Origin of the sequence: Microcystis sp. M083S1 (assembly GCF_020246405.1) — a bacterium.
GTDB lineage: Bacteria > Cyanobacteriota > Cyanobacteriia > Cyanobacteriales > Microcystaceae > Microcystis > Microcystis aeruginosa_C.
This window is the reverse complement of sequence record NZ_JADBTB010000178.1, coordinates 1-19,064: the sequence shown is the minus strand read 5'-3', so window position 1 is coordinate 19,064 and position 19,064 is coordinate 1. Positions and strand designations below refer to the sequence as shown.

The 19,064-nt window shown below is 42.5% G+C and carries 21 protein-coding genes; 10 read left to right on the top strand and 11 right to left on the bottom strand.

Going from position 1 to position 19,064, the window contains the following annotated elements; all coding sequences use genetic code 11:
* A partial coding sequence (locus tag IM450_RS16260; RefSeq protein WP_287669648.1) for a type II toxin-antitoxin system PrlF family antitoxin occupies nucleotides 1-146 on the bottom strand: 146 nt, incomplete at its 3' end.
* Between the two features lie 666 nt (nucleotides 147-812).
* Between IM450_RS16260 and IM450_RS16255 the strand changes: the two genes are divergently transcribed.
* The 3 genes from IM450_RS16255 (at nucleotide 813) to IM450_RS16245 (ending at nucleotide 4,397) form a co-directional block, all read left to right on the top strand.
* Nucleotides 813-1,991, top strand: coding sequence for an AI-2E family transporter (locus IM450_RS16255; RefSeq protein ID WP_287669646.1), 1,179 nt, complete (start codon nucleotides 813-815; stop codon nucleotides 1,989-1,991).
* A 1,096-nt stretch (nucleotides 1,992-3,087) separates the two neighbouring features.
* On the top strand, nucleotides 3,088-3,597 hold the full coding sequence (locus IM450_RS16250; RefSeq protein ID WP_002760578.1) for an inorganic diphosphatase: 510 nt from the start codon (nucleotides 3,088-3,090) through the stop codon (nucleotides 3,595-3,597).
* Nucleotides 3,598-3,710: 113 nt separating this feature from the next.
* Entirely contained in the window at nucleotides 3,711-4,397 is a 687-nt protein-coding gene (locus IM450_RS16245; RefSeq protein WP_287669644.1) for an N-acetylmannosamine-6-phosphate 2-epimerase, read from the top strand.
* A gap of 37 nt (nucleotides 4,398-4,434) precedes the next feature.
* Here the strand turns inward: IM450_RS16245 and IM450_RS16240 are convergent, their stop codons facing one another.
* Nucleotides 4,435-4,758 (bottom strand): DUF4164 family protein, encoded by a 324-nt coding sequence (locus IM450_RS16240; RefSeq protein WP_002752658.1) that lies wholly within the window; start codon nucleotides 4,756-4,758, stop codon nucleotides 4,435-4,437.
* A 393-nt stretch (nucleotides 4,759-5,151) separates the two neighbouring features.
* On the opposite strand from IM450_RS16240, the gene IM450_RS16235 reads away from it, so the two are divergent.
* The 3 genes from IM450_RS16235 (at nucleotide 5,152) to IM450_RS16225 (ending at nucleotide 8,742) form a co-directional block, all read left to right on the top strand.
* Complete coding sequence (locus tag IM450_RS16235; protein WP_287669641.1) at nucleotides 5,152-7,353, top strand: PhoX family protein; 2,202 nt, start codon at nucleotides 5,152-5,154, stop codon at nucleotides 7,351-7,353.
* Between the two features lie 235 nt (nucleotides 7,354-7,588).
* Nucleotides 7,589-8,455, top strand: coding sequence for a response regulator (locus IM450_RS16230; RefSeq protein WP_287669638.1), 867 nt, complete (start codon nucleotides 7,589-7,591; stop codon nucleotides 8,453-8,455).
* The gene (locus IM450_RS16225; protein ID WP_002772019.1) at nucleotides 8,452-8,742 is read left to right on the top strand and encodes a circadian clock KaiB family protein; all 291 of its coding nucleotides are present in this window, start codon (nucleotides 8,452-8,454) and stop codon (nucleotides 8,740-8,742) included. The genes IM450_RS16230 and IM450_RS16225 overlap by 4 nt, the downstream gene beginning before the upstream one ends.
* A 254-nt stretch (nucleotides 8,743-8,996) precedes the next feature.
* Here the strand turns inward: IM450_RS16225 and lepB are convergent, their stop codons facing one another.
* A complete protein-coding gene (gene lepB / locus IM450_RS16220; protein WP_287669636.1) occupies nucleotides 8,997-10,094 on the bottom strand; it encodes a signal peptidase I in 1,098 nt (365 codons plus the stop codon).
* 152 nt (nucleotides 10,095-10,246) lie between these two features.
* Here lepB and IM450_RS16215 point away from each other — a divergent pair, with 152 nt between their 5' ends.
* The 3 genes from IM450_RS16215 (at nucleotide 10,247) to IM450_RS16205 (ending at nucleotide 11,973) form a co-directional block, all read left to right on the top strand.
* Nucleotides 10,247-10,906, top strand: a complete 660-nt coding sequence (locus IM450_RS16215) for a glutathione S-transferase family protein (protein ID WP_287669633.1) — start codon at nucleotides 10,247-10,249, stop codon at nucleotides 10,904-10,906.
* The gene (locus IM450_RS16210; protein WP_194013271.1) at nucleotides 10,907-11,203 is read left to right on the top strand and encodes a glutathione S-transferase; all 297 of its coding nucleotides are present in this window, start codon (nucleotides 10,907-10,909) and stop codon (nucleotides 11,201-11,203) included. It begins immediately after the preceding gene.
* 149 nt (nucleotides 11,204-11,352) lie between these two features.
* Entirely contained in the window at nucleotides 11,353-11,973 is a 621-nt protein-coding gene (locus tag IM450_RS16205; protein WP_287669630.1) for a chorismate lyase, read from the top strand.
* A 32-nt stretch (nucleotides 11,974-12,005) separates the two neighbouring features.
* Here IM450_RS16205 and IM450_RS16200 read toward each other — a convergent pair whose 3' ends face one another.
* Nucleotides 12,006-14,045 carry a hydantoinase/oxoprolinase family protein gene (locus IM450_RS16200; RefSeq protein ID WP_287669628.1) on the bottom strand — a complete coding sequence of 680 codons (2,040 nt, stop codon included), beginning with the start codon at nucleotides 14,043-14,045 and terminating at the stop codon, nucleotides 12,006-12,008.
* A gap of 84 nt (nucleotides 14,046-14,129) precedes the next feature.
* On the opposite strand from IM450_RS16200, the gene IM450_RS16195 reads away from it, so the two are divergent.
* Complete coding sequence (locus IM450_RS16195) at nucleotides 14,130-15,137, top strand: Gfo/Idh/MocA family protein (RefSeq protein ID WP_287669626.1); 1,008 nt, start codon at nucleotides 14,130-14,132, stop codon at nucleotides 15,135-15,137.
* Nucleotides 15,138-15,490: 353 nt separating this feature from the next.
* Here IM450_RS16195 and IM450_RS16190 read toward each other — a convergent pair whose 3' ends face one another.
* The 7 genes from IM450_RS16190 to IM450_RS16160 form a co-directional block, all read right to left on the bottom strand.
* The gene (locus IM450_RS16190; RefSeq protein WP_287669623.1) at nucleotides 15,491-15,904 is read right to left on the bottom strand and encodes a type II toxin-antitoxin system VapC family toxin; all 414 of its coding nucleotides are present in this window, start codon (nucleotides 15,902-15,904) and stop codon (nucleotides 15,491-15,493) included.
* On the bottom strand, nucleotides 15,901-16,176 hold the full coding sequence (locus tag IM450_RS16185; RefSeq protein ID WP_016517014.1) for a hypothetical protein: 276 nt from the start codon (nucleotides 16,174-16,176) through the stop codon (nucleotides 15,901-15,903). The genes IM450_RS16190 and IM450_RS16185 overlap by 4 nt, the downstream gene beginning before the upstream one ends.
* A gap of 358 nt (nucleotides 16,177-16,534) precedes the next feature.
* The gene (locus tag IM450_RS16180; protein ID WP_172968156.1) at nucleotides 16,535-16,909 is read right to left on the bottom strand and encodes a type II toxin-antitoxin system PemK/MazF family toxin; all 375 of its coding nucleotides are present in this window, start codon (nucleotides 16,907-16,909) and stop codon (nucleotides 16,535-16,537) included.
* A complete protein-coding gene (locus IM450_RS16175; RefSeq protein WP_002775120.1) occupies nucleotides 16,890-17,192 on the bottom strand; it encodes a hypothetical protein in 303 nt (100 codons plus the stop codon). The genes IM450_RS16180 and IM450_RS16175 overlap by 20 nt, the downstream gene beginning before the upstream one ends.
* Nucleotides 17,193-17,467: 275 nt before the next feature.
* Nucleotides 17,468-18,478 carry an adenine-specific methyltransferase EcoRI family protein gene (locus IM450_RS16170; protein ID WP_287669616.1) on the bottom strand — a complete coding sequence of 337 codons (1,011 nt, stop codon included), beginning with the start codon at nucleotides 18,476-18,478 and terminating at the stop codon, nucleotides 17,468-17,470.
* Nucleotides 18,479-18,515: 37 nt separating this feature from the next.
* A complete protein-coding gene (locus tag IM450_RS16165; RefSeq protein ID WP_223211159.1) occupies nucleotides 18,516-18,641 on the bottom strand; it encodes an EcoRI family type II restriction endonuclease in 126 nt (41 codons plus the stop codon).
* 176 nt (nucleotides 18,642-18,817) lie between these two features.
* The coding region (locus tag IM450_RS16160) for a hypothetical protein (protein WP_287669590.1) at nucleotides 18,818-19,064 on the bottom strand (247 nt) is incomplete at its 5' end.

Below are 19,064 nucleotides of genomic sequence, written 5' to 3'. Positions count from 1 at the left end.
TCAGCCCTGGAAATCCATACTTTGCCGTCGGGCTGTATGTTGTAGCAGATTTTATCGCGCTTATTCAAGCCAAGGGCTTTGCGAACGGAATCGGGAATTGTAGTCTGATAGCGATCGGTAAGAGTGGATTCTGGCCATGGAGCCATAGTTGCAGCCATTGCGACCTCTCAGCCTGTTTGTAAAAACTAGATATTGATGGTAATGCAACTGCATTAGACCTCTTGCATAAATCCGAAAACAAACGATAGAAACAATAATGGGAGGGACTTTCAGTTAATTATTTATTAGTAGTTGATAATCTTCAAAAATGTTGCTGTACAAGGATCGACTTAAGACTTTTGCAAGAGGTCTATTGTCTTGTCAAGTATGGAGTGACTAGATCTACAGCCTAACGGAGCCGTTCACCTTCAATGTCGGCAGGATGCCCCCGTTACACCCATAAGGTTGTTGTAGTAAACCTAAACCTGTCAGCATCCTGACAGGGGGACAAGAAAGATGAAATCCATATATCATAAGCTTTTCATGGTTTTGGCTCGAAAAAGTTCGCCGCACCATCTCTCACTTATTAATAATAATTCCTAGTAAGCTCGCTCCTATCCCTAATTCTTTCGTTAGCTTTTTGCCTAGAATCGCTAAATCTATTTCTAGCGAGAGAAGCTAGAAGCCTTTGTTGGCAAGTTTTCTAGCTCGCTTGTCCCCCTGTCAGGTCAGCATCCCACACCCCATCACCCCACTTCCCCCCAGTTGAGTTAGCGGGTTAGGCTTCGATCTGTCAGAATACAAGTATTGAAACAAACCCTTTAAGAGGCTTCATGGTGGAAGTTAAAGTCGTTCCCCCGAAACGCAATTGGGTTCAGACGTGGTGGCAATCCCTGAATTCCCTATCCCGCTTACTGGTGATTGCTCTAGCTGCACCACTTATAGTTCTGAATGCCTGGGCATTATCGGCAATTTTTGGCTATTTTGAATCTTTATTTGTTATTTTACTGATAGCGGCCGTTCTATCTTTTCTCTTGGGTTATCCGGTGACTTGGTTGGAACGTCAGGGATTAAAACGGGGTTTAGCTGCGATCGTGGTTTCCCTGATCACGATTTTAATTTTTGTGGCCGTGGGAATAACCCTAGTTCCCTTAGTCTTCACCCAAGCACAGCAATTTGTCAACAGATTGCCAGAATGGTTAGACTCGGGACAGCGCCAACTGATGCAACTAGATACCAAAATCGACACGATGAATCTACCGATTCCGATCAGTTTCGATGGTCTGATCGCTCAGTTTAACAGTCGTTTAGGGGCAGAATTGCAAATTTTAGCGGGAAGAAGCGTTAATTTAGCCCTTAATCTCACCGTTTTTACTGTGGTGCGGGTGCTTGATGTGCTGCTAACCATTATCCTCACCTTTTATCTGCTTCTCCACAGTCCCGATATCTGGAGGAGTATTATCCAATGGTTGCCCAAACCCGTCCAACAACCCTTTTCCCTAACCCTACGCTTAAGTTTTCAGAATTACTTTGTCGGACAGGTGATTTGTGCCACCTGCATGGCCCTGGGATTAGTCACGGCCTTTTTATCGATTAAAGTCCCTTTTGGTCTCCTATTCGGCCTCTTGATTGGTACCATGGCCTTAATCCCTTTTGGGGGAACTGTCGGCATTGTCACAGTGACAGCTTTACTAGCTTTGCGCGATATTGGTTTAGCTCTGCAAGTTTTAGCCGTAGCTGTAGTGGTGCAGCAAATTGTCGAAAACGGCATTGCTCCCCGGATTTTGGGCAGTGTCACGGGGTTAAATCCCTTTTGGGTGTTGGTTTCGGTCTTGACGGGGGCGCGAGTGGGCGGTTTACTGGGGGTGATTGTCGCGGTTCCCATGGCAGTAATGATCAAGGAAGCTTTGGAGGTGATCCGTCAAGTGACCCCAGAGGAGACAAAATACGGGATAATTAAACCCTCTCTCCCCCTAGAATCAGAATCCTCTAGCGAGGTGGTTTCTCGCTGAAGAATGACTGACGGCATGATCTAGGGCGATGTGAGCAGTAATATTGGCCGGGATAAATCGGCAATTTTCTCGCAGGTTCTTGGCTTTTCTCCCTCGATCGAGTTATGATATCTATATTGGTGGATTAAGTCCACTTGTCCTGATCGCTGTCCCTGACAAGCAAGGACAAATCAAGGCTTGAGGATGCCTTGCTGGTCTCTGCGGCCTGGCTTATTGGGAGATTAGCTAACCAATTATCTCTAAACTCGGATAATTTCTGAGAAAAGGTGATTGTCTATCCCGATAAATCAGCAAAAAATCGATATTTTGGTTAAATAGGCTACATTAACAGCTAGGTTTCTATCGTAAGCTCGAAGTTAAGACATAAAGTCAATATCACCCTCCGATTGCAATGAGAAAATGTTTGAATCGCTTAATATTTGGGCTTTTCAGACATTTTTTTTGTGGATTGATACTAAATCCAGTTATTAAAAACTGATTTAGTATGACATGGACAAACACCAACAGACCATGATCTGGAGAGATCGTCAAGAAAAGTATCAGAGTGAACTCTTGGAAAAGAATTGGTAAAATATAATTAGTAGGGAGAGTATTGCTGTTAATGTTTCGCTTTTTAACGAGACGTTAACCAAGCCCAAAGGCAAAAAATAGCAGTAATTTGCTAAAAGCTAAAAGCCGATAGCTGACTGCTCTATATATCTCTCGTATTCTTTACTTGTCGAGTTCAACACGACCCCTTTATGGAATCAAGCAACCCGTCAGGGAAGACTTCCGAACCTCCTAGTCATAGGTGGGCCAATTTACTCGGAACCATGATCGCAATTCTGACCCTAACGTTACCCTTGTTAGCGATTGGATATAACTCCACGCCTAACTATACCGAAGAACCCCTTACCGGTAACACATCCTACTCCCTAACGAGGCAAATGAGGTGACAGAATTGAGATAGACGATTGCCAAAATAAAAATTTTTTTCTTCGTCCCGATCCCCCTTATGAGTAAAATTTGGATCGGAGTCAATCAAAGTGTGTTTTAATTTTGCTTGCGCTTTTAGGTGACTCTAAAGGCGCTATTGTCTTGTATTTGGAGAAAGCTTGTGGATTTATCGCGCATTCCTGCCCAACCGAAACCAGGTTTAATTAACGTTTTAGTGGAAATTACCGCCGGCAGTAAGAATAAATACGAGTTTGATAAGGATTTAAATGCCTTTGCTCTCGATCGCGTTCTCTATTCTTCGGTACAATATCCCTGTGATTATGGTTTTGTTCCCAATACCCTCGCCGATGATGGCGATCCTTTAGATGGTATGGTGATCATGGATCAGCCTACTTTCCCGGGCTGTGTGATTACGGCCCGCCCTATTGGTATGTTAGAAATGATCGATGGTGGTGACCGCGATGAAAAAATTCTCTGTGTTCCCGCTAAAGATCCCCGTTATGCAGAGGTAAAATCCCTCAAAGATGTCTCTCCCCATCGCTTGGAGGAAATCGCCGAGTTTTTCAAAACCTATAAGAATCTAGAGAAAAAAGTCACAGAAATTCTCGGTTGGAAAGATGTGGACGCAGTAACCGCTTTAGTTGAACAGTGTATTGCTGCTTATAAGTAAGGTTTGCGGCAAAAAGTTTGCTGGTGGGGTTAGTTATCAGTTATCAGTTCACTGATAACTGAAAAGTCTCCCCACACCCCATACCCCACACCCCACACCCCACACCCCAATTTATGCGAATAGAAACCTTAAAATCGGGTTTAATCGTCTCCTGTCAAGCGCCGGTGGAGTCATCTCTGCACGATCCTGTAATTATTGCTGCCATGGCTCATGCTTGCGTGGATAGGGGTGCTTGTGGGGTAAGAATTGATAGTCCCGCTCATCTGAAAGCCACCCGTCAACAATTGCCGGATATACCGATAATTGGACTCTGGAAACGCAATTATCGCGATTGTTCGGTATATATTACGCCCAAATATCAAGATGCTCTCGCTATTGCCGATGCGGGTGCCGATATCATTGCCTTAGATGCTACCCCAAGAAAGCGCCCCGATGATGAAAATTTAGCCACAATTATCGATCGTATTCATCAGGAAACTGGTAAATTAGTCATGGCAGATATAGACTCGATCGAAAGTGCTATTTATGCGGTGGCAGCCGGTGCTGATGTTGTCGGTACAACTCTTTACGGTTACACAGAAGCCACTAAACATCTGCATCCGCCGAGTTTTTCTTTCCTAGAAGAATTAGTTAATAAGTTATCAGTTCCTGTTATCTGTGAAGGAGGAATATCGACTCCAACAGAAGCCAAAAAAGCCCTAGAAGTTGGTGCCTATTCGGTAGTTGTTGGTACGGCAATTACAGGGATTGATTTAAAAACTACCGCTTTTTTACAAGGAATTTTATCAAAATATTCATGACATTGATCTTGCTCCTAGCCGTGCCTGGTAGCCACTTCTAGGGATTAGGAAAAAAACCAAAAAGTTTAGCCGCACCACCCAAAATAGCGACGACTAAAGCGATTAAAATCCCCCGGTTAGTAAATTCCTGATAGGCAATCCGTGCCGTTAATCCCTTGATTTCCGTGGTCAATCGCTCATCTAAAGCTTTAATATCTCCTTTTAACTCTCCCTTGAGTTCGGCTTGTCCGATTTCTAATTTTGTGAGACGTTCATCGATTTTGTCGAATTTTTGAGTAACATCTCTTTGTAGGTTATCGATTTTTCCCTCAATCCTTGTCAGAACGGCTTCTAGGGAATAAGTTACAGTTTCGTTAGACATTTGCTAAACCCCTATTCAGTTTTCAGTTATCAGATTTGAATTTTAAGTGAGCGGTATTAAATGGCAGTTTTCTACTGTCTTTGCACCGATTACTGCTTACTGATTATGGCAGTTTTCTGCTGTCTTTGCACCGATTACTGTTTACTGATTACTTTTAAGTAGGTGGGTGGAATTAAATATAAAATGAACGTAGGTTGGGTTGAAGCATGAAACCCAACGCCCGATTATGTTACGCTACCGCTAACCCATCCTACAAATAATTGTGCCTACCTACTTAACTGGCTGTTAACTTAGTCATAACTTGGATAATATATAATACCTATGTCAAGTTTATGTAATAAAATTTAACCTAATCAAGGTCTGAACACCAGTTTTGACTTTATTCCTGAAAATATGAGTATTTCTCGCCGTAATTTCCTCACCTTTTTAACTGCCACTGCTGGTGTCTCTTTTTTCAGTCTGCAAGAGAAAAAATATTCCTCTCTGATTAGCAGTCCTGCGATCGCTGCTAATAGTTTTGGCTTAAACTTTTCTCCAGTCAAACTGCCGATTCCCTTAAAAATTGACGGTATGAGCGATGAAAGCCAAAAAAGTGCCTATCAAACCTATACAGTCCCAGATGATCTCGTTCTTCCGCAAGGATTCACCTATGATGTGGTAGCGCAGTGGGGAGATAAAGTGGGTGATTCCCGTTTCGGTTATAACAATGATTATCTATCTTTTATCGAAACCAGTCCGGGTCAAGGTTATCTAACCGTTAATTTTGAATATATCAGTGGTCGTACTTGGCTACAAACCTTTGAACAAGTGATTGGTAAAACCCTACCCGTCAAGGAAGTACGAGAAAAAACCAACGAAAAGGGTGAAATTGCCGCCTATAACCTGCAAGATGCCAGCTTAAGGGCAAAAATCGAGGAAATCTCCCTAGAAGGCTTAATTGATCAGGGAATTGGCGTAATTTCCCTCGCTAAAGATCAAACGGGAAAATGGCAACGTACCTATAGTAAAGCCGATCGCCGCATTACCGGTATCTCTGGACTAAAGGACGGTCGTTACCTGAAAGCCACCGGTCCTGCTGTAGCAATTTTTACCAAAACTGATAAACTTGGCTACGATGACGGATTAGGGGCAAAAATTATCGGAACGTTGCAAAATTGCGCCGGGGGAACAACTCCCTGGGGGACCGTATTTAGTGCCGAGGAGAACTTTCAAGACCAAGTGACCGAGGTAGTGTTAAAAGATGGTTCTTCTTTGCATCCCGATACTACCCCCTTTATTCTCAATAGTGGGGAAGTGGATGGCCGGGGTAACGTTTTTGGGTTAGCGGGAAATAAATACGGTTGGATGGTGGAGGTGGATCCAGCCAATCCCGACGATTACGGCACAAAACACACTTGGTTAGGGCGTTTTCGCCATGAAGCGGTCGCTTTTCTCGCTCAAACGGGGCAACCCTTGGCAGTTTATTCGGGATGCGATCGCAGAGGCGGTCATATCTATAAATTCGTTTCCGAGGGCAAAATTAGCGATATTAAGGCGAAAAATAACTCAAAACTCCTAGAAAAAGGAATGCTCTACGGGGCAAAATTCAACCCCGATAAAACTGGTTATTGGATACCATTAAATCCCGACACGGAGATAAATCCCGTCCTACCGAGTCAAATTGCCGCTAGTCGCGGGGATGGGGTGGTAGCTTTGCCAAATCCCGAAAGAACGGTCAATGAGACTAAATTACTGCTATTTAAGGACGATGAGGAGATTCTGGCCTACAAATCTAAATATAAGACCCTCGCAGACCTGTATGAAGGTAATGGGACGGAAAAACAGGGAGCAATTCTCATCGATGCTCATTTTGCCGCTAACGCCGTTGGGGTCACTTGTACTGGTCGGCCAGAAGATACGGAAGTGGACGAGAATGGCACTTTATATATGACCTTTACCTCTGGTAGTCCCAGTGAAGCGGAGGGAGGAGCCGATAAGGAGGTATTTAAGGGACCAAATGGCGAAATACCCTACGAATTTGGTTGGATTATCAGCTTAAGGGAAGATAATAACGATGCTGCTTCCTTAAGTTTTCGTTGGGATGTGGTCGCTTATGGAGGGGAACCGACAGAGAAAGGTGAGGGTTTTTCTAATCCCGATAACCTCGCTTTCGATAAACAGGGAAATCTCTGGATGGTTAGCGATATTTCCACGGGTGGGTTAAATCGAGAGATGAAAACTCGTTATCCCCAAGGGGTCCCGGTTAGTCAACGGGATTTATTGGGGATTTTTGGTAATAATAGCGCTTGGGTGTTTGTTAAGGGTCAAGAGCATCCCTATCCTTTTGCTATCGCTCCCATGGATGCGGAATTAACGGGATTGTACTTTACTCCCGACCAAGAGACGTTATTTTTGGCAGTACAACATCCGGGGGAAGCGGGGGGAATTCGTCGGGATTTAGCCTTTGAAAACCGTAAATTTGCCCTTAAAACCACTAATGGGCAGGAATTTGAACAAATACGACAAGTACCCCTAGGGTCGAATTGGCCCAGTGGTCAAGTTAATCAACCTCCCCGGCCGGCAGTGGTGGCAATTCGCCGAATTGAGTCAAAATAGGTGAGGGAAGTGAGGAGGTGGGGAAGTGGGGAGAAAAAGGAAATAGATTGTTTCCTTGGAGTAGAAAAGCGATCTTTTTCAGGAAAAATCGTTAAATTAAGGAATTTAAGAGCAAGGTCGCCATTAAAATCTCACTTTTGCCGGAGATATGTTGTGATTTTGTCCTTGAGTTTCCCAAAGATGGGCTTACTATGAGAGTAGGGGGAAAAAAGATAATTTTAGCGATCGATTAACAATGACTAGGGATCTCTGTAGGATTTTATTGATAGAGGACGAACCGACGACTGTTAAATTAATCCAGAGATTGCTGTTAAAGGCCCCCCAATGTTCCCTGGCTGAGGGGTTGACTTTTACCCTCACCCAAGCTCAGGATCTAGAGGAAACTGCCGAAAAACTGGCAGGGGAGAAATTTGATCTCATCCTCTTAAGCTTGGAAATCTCTGTTCCCCCCGGCTTAAATATTCTAGTCAAAACCAGAGAATTAGCCTCTGATATACCGATAGTGGTTCAAACTACTAGCAATGATGAGAAATTAGTCGTTAAAGCCTTTCAACTCGGTGCTGACGGTTATATTCAGTTAAATAATATCGATAGTAGTCTTTTAGTCTATCAAATTCGTGTGGCGATCGAGCGTCAGCAATATATCCTCAATCTTAAACATCAACAACAGGAAGAAGAATTTCGCGAACTGGAACAGTTAATCAAGGGAGTACAAACTAGCATCACGGCGAAAATGTTCGGTTCTGAGGCAATAAGGCAGAGTATTCCCGATATTTTTCAAGAATTAGTCCAAAATTACGGAGATTTATTAGATTTAGCTTTAGAAGAACAAGCATACAAAGTGGAACATAATCTATCGGAACGACTGCGAAGCTTGGCCGATAAGTTAGGATTCTTAAAAGCTAGTCCTCGCGATGTGGTGGACATTCATACTACCACCCTACGCCAAAAAAATCAGGATGTCACCCTGGCCAAAGCGCAGGCCTACGTTAGCGAAGGTCGTCTCATGGTCCTGGAATTGATGGGTTATCTCGTCTCTTTCTATCGTAAATACTATATCGGTCTCAGCAACATTAAACTGTTCAATAACACGCAATCATGAGTCAATATCTTCTCAAACTCTACATTATGGGTGATTCAAGTAAATCCCAGAGGGCGATCGCTAATATTTTTCGTATCTGTCGCGAGGAGTTATCCGGTCTTTATACCGTAGAAATAATTGATGTTCTCGAACAGCCGCAATTAGCGGAACAGGATAAAATTCTCGTAACTCCTACTTTAGTCAAACAACTTCCCCCACCCCTACAAAGAATTATCGGCGATATGTCCAATACCCAAAAGGTTCTCCTCGGTTTGGATGTTATTCCCAAAGACTCCCATCTCAATTAGGATTCACCTAAAAATTCGGCTCTTCTAGGTTCTGTGTGATAAGTTTAACTTGCTATATGATCGATTAATCTTTGTGTCCTTTGTGTCTTTGTGGTTCGTTCCACCCCCTCGCTAGGAGGAATGTATCTTAGAATACACTTTACCCACCAAATCCAAGAGAGCCAAAATTCTTGCGGTTAGGTTTTTCCTCGCTAATAAGTAGATAGGATTAAAATTACCCCTTGAAGATAGCTGAAAATCAATAGTCATCCGCATCATAACAAAGACTGGACACGATCGAGGGGCCAGTAAACTTTATAGGCTTGACCAACGATATAACTTTCCGACAAAAAACCCCAATCACGGGAATCAAAACTATGGTTACGATTATCTCCCAAAACAAACAGGGTTTTTGGGGGTACAGTCATAAATTCCATTTCATAATTGGCTAACTCGGCGGTGTAGAGTTCCTCGATAACTTGCCGGTTGAGATAAACTTTACCCCTGCGGATTTCAATGGTATCTCCGGCAATAGCGATGACTCGTTTGATAAAAAAATCTCCAGACTTAGGATCTAGTTGCCTAATTTTTTCCGGAGTTCTAAAAACAATTATATCGCCTCTTTTCGCTTGATAATTACCAGATTGACTGACGAAAACGCGATCACCTATTGCGAGGGTAGGTAGCATGGATTCGCTCGGAATCTGGAAAAATTCTATTTTTTGATGTAACCAATTGGGAAAATAATTACAGATAATTCCCCAAGTAAAAATCACTCCCACCATCAGTGTCAAAATGGAACGATAGGTGTGACGATGGGGGTGGAATTGATCGGGGAAAGTGTGATAAACGTGATAAATAGCGATTGCTGTAATTAAAGGGGTAAGAAAGAGGATATTGGTCAAAAAATGATCCATTTTCAGGCTAATCTGGGATATAGTCAGAAAAATTATCCCTAAGATCACCTTATCGGCGTACAATTGCCCCAAACCTGGCATAATCCGGTTAGCGAAGACGGCAAACCATGGGTTTTTTTGTTTCCGGGGAATTTTCTCTAAGCTGTTATTCTGTCTGGAATCATAAACAGTCCAGTGAGCGTCAAAAATATTGCTAATGTAAACGATAACCAGAGCAACTATTCCCCCTAATCCCCAGCTTACAGGGCCATTGGGGCTAAAAATTGACCAAATTGTCACAATTATTAATATTACTTGAGCGATCGCCCAAATGGTTGCTTTTTGGTTTTTGTTAGCATACCATTGTCCCAAACCGGGGAAAAACATCGAGAGATTGACCGCTAACCAGGGATCTTTTGCTTGGGAATTAGTCGCATAAGGACGAGAAACAGCCGAAAAAAGGGAGGGTTTGCTCATAGTATAGACCTATTGCCAATTCATTTAACAGTAAACAGTAATCAGTGAAAACACAGTAGGAATAATACTGCTCGCTTAATACATACTGGTCACTTAAAACTCAAATCTGATAACTGATAACTGATAACTACTATAGCAACCAACAAAACTTAATGCTTTTACTTCAATTTAGCACATCTCATTACTGTCGCAAAGCTCGTTTAGCCCTAGGTTATAAGGGGATTGATTACCAAGTAGAAAATCTCACCCCTGGACTACATATTCTCAAACTCAGACCCCTAACTAAAGGGTTAACCACTGTCCCCGTTTTAATGGCAGCAGATGAGATTATTGCCGATTCTACTGCCATTTTCAGATATTTAGAAAAAGTAGTTCCTTTCCCCTCTTTTATTCCCGATGGGGAAAAGGAGAAAAATCAAGCTTGGTTACTAGAGGATTGGTTAGATGAAAGTATTGGAGTAGCGACGAGATTTGTCTATTATAATTATCGCGCTGGAGAGGGAAAAGCGATCGATTCTTCCCTGAGTAGTCAAATAATTATTAATATCGTGCGACAACAATATAAAATCACCCCAGCCAGGGTAAAATTAGCGGAGGAGCGCCTAGAAAATGCCCTCAAGATTCTAGAATATTGGCAAAATCAGCCCTATTTGGTGGCGGATAAATTAAGTGTAGCCGATATTGCCGCCACTGCCCTACTCAGTCCTCTGGCTCTAATTCCCAGTTATCGTCAAAAATATCCCTGGTTGTTTGCTAGAATCGGGGAAATTCATCAACAGTGTCGAGAAAAATTGCCCCCCGGTTTAAATTAAATGCAGCGAACGATCAAAATTATCATCCTCATCTCGATCGGTTTCTTCTCGCCCCTAAAAGCCCTTGCTTTGCCCTCTCCTGAAGATATTCCCGAAGAAGTTTTACGAGCAGAAATTATCACTTCGGCTCGATCGCCCCTGGATAATCAACCCCTAACTGCGGCAGAATATGCCTTACTAGAAGAACAATTAGCCACCAGCATTTATCCCCCCCAAATTAATCCCAAGATTCGACAATTAATTGCCCTGAGAAGATTACAAAAACTCCTCCAGATTTTGATACCTTTCTATCGTTAATATCAAAATAGCCGATCTCCTTTGGCAAGATTGCATCTGCTAACCGAAAAATTTAGAGAGGATTGGAACAAGGCGATCGCTTTTATCGCCAGCAGACAAAAATCCCGTGTTATGATTAATGAAAAAATCATAAAGTTTTGTAACAAACCTTGACTGCTATCCTCCGCCCCCAAGAAAAGCCCCTGCTTAATCCTCCTTGGTACTCCCTGTCCCCTCTCTGGCAAGGAGACGAAACCGATGTTAAACAAGGTTTACCCCATAGCCAACTCGCGCCTCCTTGGCAGATTTTAATTCTCGGTGATGGTTCTCCCACCCGTCATTTACAACTTTTAACCGGTGAAAAAACGGAAGTGGATGTGATCGATATGTCCCCCATCGGCGATGATGAGGATGGCGCACCGATGAAAATTAGCCTGATTCCGGGGCCGAGATTGCGTCGTCAAGTCTGGTTACGCACAGCGAGCGGTCAAAGGTTAGCCTATGCCGCTTCTTGGTGGTCTGCCAATCAAGTGGACGAATATCTAGAAAATCGTTCCCTACCGATTTGGGAAAGTCTCTCGCGGCTGCACACGGAATTGTATCGCGATGTGCAGGGACTTTATTACGGTCATTCCCCGGAATTAGAAATAGCTTTTGGGGAAAAAGGAGCTTTTTGGGGTCGTCATTACCTATTTTGGCACGCTCGCCAACCCCTTACCCTGATTTACGAGGTTTTTTCTCCCTATCTCCGTAAATACCTCGGCGAAATGAGAATTGATCAATTAGAATAACTGCCGTAGATATTTCTATGTAGTTCAATTAGCTAATCTTTGGAGAGAATTAAATGATTTTTCTCCGTTAATTTGGCCATCCAACCCGGTTCAATCACAATCGTGCTAATTTTTTCGATAATAATTGCCGGTCCTGCCAGACAATCAAAAGGTTCCAGATCTGAACGCTGATAAATTGGCGTTTCTCGCCATTGATTAGCCATAAAAACCGCTACTCGATCGAGGATATGAGGTAATTCTCCCATCGGACGGGTGCGGGTTAAAATTGCTTCTTGGGGACTGTCCATAGTCTGGATCAATTCCACGGCAATCGACTCAACAATTAAAGCTTTTTGTTCTTGTTTAAACCCATAACGTCTTTGATGTTCCCGTTCAAAATCCTGACGCATTTGATCGCTAAAATTAACCGCTAAAGTGGCATCACTGCCTTGATATTTTAAACTAACTTGCTGCCGCACCCGATTATAACCCTCTAATTCCCGACCCGCTAAAACTTCTAATTCGTTCATTTCCGGGAGTAACTCCCCGATTAAATCGGCATTTAACGGCTGTTCGATCGCTTTTTCTTTAATTACCCTCAAATCGGCCAAACCCATGCCGTAGGCGCTTAAAACCCCGGCGTAGGGATGGAGAAAAATGCTTTTCATTCCCAGAGTATCGGCAATTAAACAAGCCACTTGACCCCCGGCACCGCCAAAGGTACAAAGAGTATAATCACTGAGATCATAACCCTTTTGTAGAGAGATTTTTTTAATCGCATTAGCCATATTTTCTACGGCAATTTGAATAAACCCCGCAGCCAACATTTCAGGACTATTATTACCCCCCATTGTTGCCACCAATTCTTGAAACTTTGTCAGCACAATCTCTCTATCTAGGTGTAAATTTCCCTCTTCTCCAAAAATAGCGGGAAAATAGGCAGCTTGAATTTTTCCTAACAAAACATTAGCATCGGTAATTGTTAATGGGCCACCCCGTCGATAACAGGCAGGTCCCGGATTAGCTCCGGCACTTTCTGGTCCGACCCGAAAACGATAACCATCATAGACTAAAATCGAACCCCCACCAGCGGCCACGGTGTGAATACTTAACATCGGCGCTCGCATTCTTACGCCGGCAATTTCGTTATCTGTTTGGCGCTCGTATTCCCCTTGAAAATGAGAAACATCGGTGCTAGTTCCTCCCATATCAAAACTGATAATTTTGCTAAATCCCGCCCTTAAACTGGTTTGTACTGCCCCGACTATTCCCCCCGCAGGACCAGATAAAATGCTATCTTTACCCTGAAATTTATCGGCGGTGACTAAACCGCCATCGGATTTCATAAATAGTAAGCTAGTTTTCGGTAATTGCTGGCTAATACTATCAACATAGCGGCGTAAAATTGGCGATAAATAGGCAGAAACTACCGTGGTATCTCCCCGGGATACCAGTTTCATTAAAGGACTGACTTGGTGGGAAATGGCTAGATGAGTAAAGCCGATTTCTTCGGCAATGGCTGCCACTTGTTTTTCGTGGTCAGGATAACGATAACCGTGCATAAAAACAATCGCACAACTTCGGATACCCGCTTGATAAACTGGTATTAAATCGGCTTTAACTTGGGCGGGATTAACGGTGATTAATTCCTGTCCTTGACTATCGTAGCGTTCCGCCACTTCGATAACTTGTTCGTATAATAAAGAAGGAAGAATAATTTGACGGGCAAAAATATCGGGGCGATTTTGATAGCCAATTCTCAAGGCATCTTTAAAACCTTTGGTGATTAACAAAACCGTGCGCTCTCCTTTTCTTTCTAACAGCGCATTGGTGGCTACCGTTGTTCCCATTTTGATCACTTCGATGTTATCTAGGGAACCGCTAATATCTTTGATCCCTTGAATGACTGCATCTGGGTATTTTTCGGGATTTTCCGAGAGCAGTTTATAGAGAACAATCCACTGTTGATCGGCAAGGGGAACAATCAGAAATCTAGCGGCATCTCTAGCTAGTCGTTCAATAATTTCTGGTTGATCGATTATCGCCACGATATCGGTAAAAGTTCCCCCTCGATCGATAAAAAATTTTAACATAATCCCTTCCAGTTCTCAGAATCAATTAACAATTGCGCCTAATCCTTTTAAGATAAACTAGATTGATTTATCTGAGTAAGCAAAATGTCCACAGGAATCGCTATCTTAGGGGTAGGACGTTGGGGAGTGCATTACGTCCGTCATTTTTCTCAACATCCCTCAGCGCAAGTAGTGGCGATCGTTGATCCCTCCCCTGAAAAACTCCGTCTCTGTCGCGATCAATTTAATCTCGATACTAATAAGGTTATTTTAGCCAATGACTGGGAATCTATTCGCAATCACCCCGAAATCTCGGCTGTGGTCGTCGTTACTCCCGCCATCAGCCATTATCCCCTGATTAAAGATGCTCTTAATTTAGGTTATCACGTCCTCGCCGAAAAACCCTTAACCCTCAATCCCCAAGAATGTGCCGAATTAACGGCATTAGCGGCTAAAAAACAGCGTATTTTATTAGTTGATCATACCTATCTTTTTCATCCCGCCGTTATCACTGGACAAAAAGTCCTGCAATCCGGGGGTATCGGTAAACCTCTTTATGGTTATGCCACTCGTACCCACCTGGGGCCGGTCCGTCAGGATGTGTCCGCTTTGTGGGATCTAGCTATTCACGATATCTCGATTTTTAATCATTGGTTAAATAGTACACCAGTATCGGTACAGGCGAGGGGAACTTTCTGGCTACAACCTAATCTAGCCGATTTAGTCTGGTTAACCCTGATCTATGGCGATGGTTTTCAAGCGACTATTCACCTTTGTTGGTTGAATCCCGATAAACAGCGACGCTTAGGAATAGTTGGCAGCGAAGGGACTTTAATTTTTAATGAATTAGACTCTCGATCGCCTTTAACCCGACAAAAGGGCTATTTTGAACGTCAGGAAGCCTATTTTATTCCCCGGGGACAAGAGACGGAATCTATCCCTATTGCCGATGGTGAACCCCTGAAAGCATTGTGCGAACATTTTTTAGAGTCGGTGGCTACGGGTGTCGATTCTCCTGTATCTTCGGGATCGGTAGGGACGGAATTAGTCAAAATCCTCCAGGCAGCAGAATTATCTATAGCTAGAGGTGGAGAAATCCTGCGCTTAGAATAGGTAAAAATGGGATCGATAGGTAGGGTCTGCTGAAAAAGTTTTTCGTGGGGGTAGGGTGTGGGGTGTGGGGTGTGGGGTGTGAAGTATAACCTGATTTGCTATTGACGAGGAGTTTGTACGGCGTTAGATTTATTAGAGGTTTTCTTAATTTGTACCCAGTAAGAGGGTATCGGAAATTCTCTTAATCCCCCCTACAGCACAGGTTATGCCTTTTTGTCAACGGGGAAGTCCAGAACCCGATCGGTGCGTAGCGCGCTCGATCGCTAACGGATCAAATCAGCGACGGCATTAGAAAGCAAGCTCAGCAGCGACGAATTTTGACCGTCCGCTGCCACGCAGTGTTAGCTGGCGGTTCAAGGAAATAACTCAAAGTAATCGCAGTGACTTGGACGAATAATCGAAAAATCTCGGCGATCAAGTGTGTAAACGCGAGTAATAGTAAGCCTTTCAGCTATGGCAATGATCGCTGCATCTGTAAAGTCAAGCTGATTGTCAGCATATTGTTCCAATATCTCATGCACTCGTACCAAGTCTTCTGGGATTACAGGTTCAACTTGAACCGCATCAGGTGTCATACTGGATACAAAACGGCGCATTGCTTGGTGGCTCAATCTTGATGCAATCAGATAGCAGACCTCAGGCAAGACAACGACAGGTAGAACCAATAGCTCATTCACGCTTTGAGCAATAGCCAACACCCGCTGATGATTGCGATCGCCCTGATCGGTTAAGGCAAACAAAAAACTGGTGTCAAGTATCGCCGTCATACTGAATTGCTTGGCTTAAGATTCCAGCCGGACACCGGATCAATCTCATTGCCTAGAATCTCTTCATCACGTTCTGAAATATCCTCTTGACCAGAGTTGCCTAAACCTGCAACTGCAAGCAGAAAACTAGAAGAATGAGTGGTCAGTTCTCTTTGATGGGCTGCTTTATAGCGAAGATAGTCAAGAAAATTAGACAGTTCCACTAAAGCCTCATCAGGGAGAGCCTTGACTGCTTCAATTAGCGGTTGCCGTTCTATAATGCTTCTATCCATTACTAAATCTTAGATTAAGACTTCTCCTATTTTACTCCTCAACTCAACGAACAGGCTCACTTACTAACTATCACAGCAGGTAACACCTGAATACAGTCCGCACAAATTGGCATGAAGTCAAAGATCACAGTTGGGGGTCTGCCGTTAACCTAACCCACCAGAGCGGTGTACTGCTACGCAGTGCCTTCGACATCGCACTTAAATCCACAGTTTCCATCAATGTGCATGGTGCGTTCCCCAAAATCGATCGGTGGAGTAGTACCACATTAGGGAACGCACCCTACCAGCTGAATTCACCCGCCATTTTGGTCTATTTTCCAGCATCAGTCGCTTTTTATTAGTCGGGTGCAATGATTTGTTAGATCTCAAATTCGATTACAGTAGCAATGGCGGCTACAATTTCCAGTATTGTAATTTCAGAAACGCTTCCTAATTTACGAATAAACCTTTGTAAATCCACCCCCCTTAGTTGAAGAGTATCAATTGCAGAAGCTTTATTCAATCCATTGATACTGTTAGGTTCAATTTTAACGTGCCAGAAATTTGCTGAAAAATATGTTTTCCAGTCTGTAATAGGAGCAATAAGCTTGATAGGAAGCTTTCCTACTGAATCGGAACTGATGACGACAGCAGGACGCAATTTTTTGATTTCTGCACCAACAGTAGGATCGAAGTTGACTAACCAAATTTCTCCACGTTTTGGCAGCTCAGGGTTAATACTCAATGATGTCACCTGCCATTAACTCCTGCCATTCAGAATCTTGTTGATAGTGAGAGAGCATTATATCGGCTTGACTTTTGAGAATATTCCTCCGTTCAGTCATTGGTAACTTCAGAAAAGCAAGACGCTGTTTTAAGGATGGAGAGATATATTCGCTGGTAGAAGAATCAGAACTAACTTCTTCAACCAAAATAACTACCTCAACAGTTTGTCCTACAGTCAGATCTGGAGATTCAATTTCAATTCTATTTCCCGGTAGGACTTTTGCTGTCGTGTACAAAGTTGATTTAACCATTTTAAGCCTTCTCTTTAAGTATTGTTGTTAATATAGCTTATTAAGATCGGCGACCGCACTTTAACCCACAGTTTCAATCAATGTGCATGGTGCGTTCCCCAAAAATCTATTAGTGGAGCAGCAGTAGCCATATTAGGGAACGCACCCTACGGCGATGGCGATCGCATTGCGTAGCAGTGCCTTCGACATCGCACTAAGTTTGGAGCATAACGATCGATTTCACCGACATTTTGGATCGTAGCGGAAAAATGTCAGGTACAACGATTTGTTATACCTTATCTTTCTTTGTCAGTTAAATCAATATATTCAGTTTGTATTCGTTTATTCTTGATTAGTATTCTAAAATACGGACATTTCCCATTTACTGATAAATCTTTATCATCATTCCCTTTCCTGAATTTAATTATTTCAAATTGGTCGGGATTAAATTTATGTAAAAATGTTATTGGCACCCCCATATATCCCTTATAATCTATTGGTATGTCTTGTGTTTTATTAATATTAATTCCATCATAATTGTCATATTTTGGATATTGAACTTCGTTGCCAAAATATATTTTTGTGAGTTCTATATCTTCGTGCCGCTTAAAATTATCTAAATTAGTAAGCCATAAACAATTGTTCGGTGAGATTATTCTATTACCAGAGTTATCTATTCGAGTTTCTGTTCCATATAGTTCATAGTGTTCAGGTACAATAAAACCTGAAATACCTCTACCAATATTTATTCCTAACCACGCCTTGTTTTCTTTAATAAGTTTGAAAATTTCTTTATAGGTTATTGCATTAATATTTCCAATTATCAAAAACTTTTTATCGTATTTAACCAATTGAGCTACATACTCTCTGAATAATGAAAATGGGGGATTGGTAACAACAATATCGGACTGCTTTAATAGTTCAATGCTTTCCGAACTACGAAAATCACCATCTCCATTAAAGTAAACTAGGTCAGTTGAACTTGGTTTGTTTTTTTCGCCTTCTGTACCTGTATATTCAAAGAAAAACCCTTTTTCATCTTCTTCTGTATTAAATAAATTTTTTACTTGCTCTCTATAACAAGATGTTATTATTTTTTTAAGACCTAATTCATTAAAATTTGAGGTAAAATAATTAAAAAAGTTACTAATTCGGGGGTCATCGCAATTGCAATAAACTACTTGATTTTCAAAATGACTTTTATAATGCTGTAATTCGCTTTCTATATCTGAAAGCTGTGTATAAAACTCGTCACTTTTTGATTTTTTAGCTTTTTGTAATAATTCGTTTGTTGCATTTCTTGCCATTTTCAACCTATTTTGATTTAATAAATCTTTGTTTTAGTTATTTACTTTTGGTTATCTGATTAAATATCTCACTGCCTAATACTTTAAGAGAGGTTTTAGAAATTTCAAGCATAATATCAAACATTTTTTTGACATCCCATTTTCCGCGCTCAGGGGCTGCCATTAACCTCAAACTCAGCACCAGCGGCGTCTGCAAGCCATTAGGGAGAGAAAAGACACCTCCGGTACCTTGGAGGTCAGAAGTTCAAATCCTCTATCAAGTAATAACCAGAGGCTTGCATGAAAATTCTGGGGCATGTTTTAAAACAGATCCCAGTAGCCGAACCAGTAAGAATAGGTTTAAAGAGGGAACCATCCTGACCACGCTGGGTTTTCAACGCGAGGATCGTAATACTGGCTCCACACCTTTCGGTCATAGCCGACCACAAACAATGTCACCCCACCAGGCACTCCGCTGATGGCAGTTACCACCGATGTTGGTGGAAATGTGTTATCTCCGAGGGGGAACCAATCAGACCATTTAGCATCTGCAATTCTGGGATCATAGAACTTGCTCCAAATTCGGCCATCTAAACCGACAACGAAG